The sequence below is a fragment of the Novosphingobium sp. JCM 18896 genome, from assembly GCF_025938095.1.
GTDB lineage: Bacteria > Pseudomonadota > Alphaproteobacteria > Sphingomonadales > Sphingomonadaceae > Novosphingobium.
The window spans coordinates 1-3,749 of sequence record NZ_JAPCZF010000019.1 but is presented as its reverse complement, the minus strand read 5'-3'; the positions used below and the strand labels follow the sequence as shown (position 1 = coordinate 3,749).

3 protein-coding genes are annotated in these 3,749 nt (G+C 60.1%); 1 reads left to right on the top strand and 2 read right to left on the bottom strand.

Features of this window, described 5'->3' with window-relative positions; all coding sequences use genetic code 11:
• On the top strand, window positions 1–234 hold a 234-nt coding region (locus OLX23_RS25665; RefSeq protein ID WP_264448200.1), incomplete at its 5' end, for a transposase domain-containing protein.
• A gap of 678 nt (window positions 235–912) precedes the next feature.
• On the opposite strand, the gene OLX23_RS25660 is transcribed toward OLX23_RS25665, so the two are convergent.
• Both OLX23_RS25660 and OLX23_RS25655 read right to left on the bottom strand, forming a co-directional pair.
• Window positions 913–2,019 carry a reverse transcriptase domain-containing protein gene (locus OLX23_RS25660; RefSeq protein WP_264448202.1) on the bottom strand — a complete coding sequence of 369 codons (1,107 nt, stop codon included), beginning with the start codon at window positions 2,017–2,019 and terminating at the stop codon, window positions 913–915.
• 1,019 nt (window positions 2,020–3,038) lie between these two features.
• Entirely contained in the window at window positions 3,039–3,611 is a 573-nt protein-coding gene (locus tag OLX23_RS25655; protein WP_264448201.1) for a hypothetical protein, read from the bottom strand.
• Window positions 3,612–3,749 lie beyond the last annotated feature (138 nt).

Genomic DNA, 3,749 nt, shown 5'->3' with positions numbered 1-3,749 from the left:
ACGAACACCGTCGAGCGGTCGATCAGACCTCTTGCCCTAAATCGCAAGAACGCCCTCTTCGCCGGTTCAGACGAAGGCGGCGACAACTGGGCGGTAATCGCCACGCTCATCGAGAATTGCAAGCTGTCCGGCATCAATCCGCACGACTGGCTGACCCAAACCCTCGTCGCTCTAGCTAAGGGTCACTCCGCCAACCGCCTCGCCGAGCTCATGCCCTGGACCGCCGTGCTCTGAGAACATCGCTTACGCTAGAACGCCAACATTCCCAAGATCACAATGATCAAGACCGAAAGCACGGCGACGCCACCCTTGGCATGTAAGCCAGTGACAAAGACCTTGATTTCACCCGAGCTAAGGAAATCGGCAAGCCACGGACGCATGTGCGAACTCCACGTGCAAACCTGGAAGAGGCAGGTATGATCGAAGTGAGATCGCTGCGCATAGGTCGCTTAGCCATCGCACAGGTCAAGTCGCCCCGGCGCCCTCTTCGCGCCGGTTGCCCCACTCGAATTCTGTAGCAATAGCCGCACCGACCCTGGCGCGCCTGACGCCTTCATGCACCAGTAAATTGCGTCATTCAAGTGAGACATAGCGATGGCTCACTTTGTCGGAGTCCTCGAAGCGGTTCCTCGTGTGGTTTTTCCCAGGCCGAGGCCAGGTGGGTCGTCCGAAACTTCAAAGCCCGCCGACATACCGGCCGTTAGGCGGTCCACAATGCCTCCTTGAAACCCGCCCTTCGTTCATCGCGTAATCGCGGCACGGCGATAGACCGGACTTTGGGACATTACCGTCGTTCTCAGTCGGTCTGCTGAACGACAGCTCTCGCCAGATTCGGCCGTTTGTGGCGCGACCCCCCGTTTGACCGACCGTCGCCTAATTGTTGGGGCAAGGGAAGCCTGACCGTCGCGCTCGTCAGTCCGCCAGCCGCTGCACTCGCATGAGATCGCGACGCTCGCTCTTCGGTCGGGTGGCGACGAGTGAATTATAGTAGGCCCGGAAGTCGTCGAGATCGCGATCGATGGCGGCGTCGATGGCCGCGAATTCCTCAGGGCAGTTTGCCGACTGGAAAGACCCCAGCCAGCCCCGGACCGTGTTGTCGATGGCTACGAGCGTTTGCGCGTAGCAGCGCTCATGCGGGAGCGGTGCCTTGCCTCGCGCTGCCTTGCGTAGTGTTCGCTTGCCGTCCGAGACCAATGCCCTCACACGCTCCCTTAAGCGTTCCACAGCTTGCCTGGATGGGGGATAGACACCCGGGAGCAGTCTGTACCCCAAGAAAGTGTGACCCTCAGCAAGCGTACCTTTGAAGGCCTTGTTCGGTGACTTTTCAGGATCGTAAATTGCCATGTTGAGCGAGGCCAGCCGGGCCTTGGCGCTCGTCATCGCCTTGTCGACGGAGCCTGCCGTCCTGCCAATGAGAACGAAATCGTCGATGTACCGCACGCACGTAATGCCGCGCTCGTTCATGACTCGGTCGAAATCGGCGAGGACGATGTTTCCGGCAAGAGCGGACAAAGGACAGCCCTGTGCGACGCCGTCCGGGCCTGTGGGAAAGAGGCGCAGGTCTTCGGGACTGAGCGTCGCCGCGTTCGACAGCTCGACCGTTAGGGCGCGTTCGACCAAGTCGAGAAAATCGGCTGGCACGCCTTCAGCACGCAGGAAGGCGATCACCGAGGGGCGTGAGATTTTCGTGAAGAAGCCGTCGATGTCCGATCCGGCAACGAAGCGGTCCCCAGCCGTCGCCCGTTGCTCGACGAGCTTGATGGCGTGATCGACACCCTTGCCGGGTATGCCACCAATCGACGTCTCGGTGTTCAAGACTGCCTGTACACCGGTCAGATGGCGGGCGCTTTGCAGGACCTCGAGAATGGCTCTCTGGACGATGCGATCCTCAAGTGGCGCCACGACGACTGGCCGGTTGCCGACCTTGCCGGGTCCTTTCGGCGGCGTGGCACCATAGGCAGGCTCGAATTCGTACCCGCGTACCAGTCGACCTTGCAACTTGCGCAGGTTTGTCGGCAAGTTCTGCCCGAAGTCTCGCGCCTTTTGCTTAGTCGATGGCGTCTGTGAGGTTTCAGCGTTCCGCCGGATTGCGTGCCATGCGCTGACCAGAACGCGTGTACGCCTGACCTCCCTCATAAGGTCACTCGTGGTCGAACTCGTCCTAGCTTTGGGGTCTGTCGGCAAATTCCACCCCAGCCAGGATCACCCGACAGCCGAAGATGAAGTCGACCATGTCGCCTTCGCCACGACTGACACCGATGAGCTGAAGGCCCACCGATGGTCCCCGCTTCTCGTACCTGCGCCCAGCGAGAGCCAGGCGAGAGGAAGGGACACCAGCATCGCGATCAAGGTCAGCATCCTGCATACTCCTGTTCGCGCCGCGCCAACTCCGCGACCGCGCGAGGCATGATCGCCCCCGGTAAGCCTAGCAGCTTTTTGGGCGCGTCAAGCTCTTGCACGGCACCGCGCCCCTGCCGACACTTATGTTCGGAGACTGCCCGACAGACCGCCAAGGACGGAAACACAGTCTCGCACGTGTCACTGGCTGGGGCGTGCGGGCGTCCGACAGCCGAAGATGAAGTCGACCATGTCGCCTTCGCCTCGACTGACACCGATGAGCTGAAGGCCCACCGATGGTCCCCGCTTCTCGTACCTGCGCCCAGCGAGAGCCAGGCGAGAGGAAGGGACACGTCAGCGGATTCAACTTACAGGGGTTCACGCGCAGAAAACAGTTGCCGAGGGCATAATCCACAGGCGCGATGATTCCACCGTCCAACAGGTTGACCACCCAATTGACATCTCGACGAACAGTCGGATGTCCGCAATGTCAGCGGCTGCAACTCAGAATGCGCGGCCACTTGCTAACGACAGGTTTCGGCAGAGGCAGACGCTCAACATATCGGCGGAAACGACGGTCTCTGGTCGGGAGCGGCCATCAGCTAGAGCGGCAGTAGGCTCGGCGACATGCGCCGAATTGCCGTCGTTTAGGCGGGGTTTTTGGCCTGAAACCTGCCGTCCATTCATCTGGGGCGCTGATGCTAGTCCTGCGCTGCCGATGGCGTTTTGCCTTTCAATTCGGCGATTGTGATCTTGCACTCGTTGACAATATCGCTCGTCAAATCGGGAAAATTTCGTTCATCCCAATGCGGCAGTTCTTTCTCGGAATTGATATCGACCCAAAAGCCAAGGAACTCGTTGATGACGAATTGAACTCGCCTGATCCGTGCGCGATGGACAAACGACAGCGCCTTCCCATGTGTCAGGGCTTCACCCGCTACGGCATGCGCATGCCCGGCATCATCGGCAAGCGTGTCAAGTCGGGGGCGGTACTCCTGCGGCCAAGGGCAATTTGTGCCTGGCTCGATCTCCTGCGCCGCCAGTGCTTTCTTGAGCAATCTCTGGAATTCGACGACGATTAAATCTGCCTCGGCTTCCCTTTCTATCACGCGGTTCCGGTCAGCGAGCCAGGCTGCGCCACCAATCGTAGTCGCGGCGCCAATCAGCGCTCCGACGAGGGCGAAGAGAGGTTCCTGTTTGATGCCGAATTTCATCAGGAACGCGAGGGCAAATCCGGTTGCGGCGCCGCCAACCGCAATCACAACCGATTGCACAACGTCATCTCGGTTTGAACCGCCCCGGGATTGTCGGAGGCCCTAACTCCTGAGAGGAAGGGTCTACGATGAGCAAGACGACGAACAAGTTTGCACCGGAGGTTCGTGAGCGGGCAGTCCGCATGGTGCTGGATCACG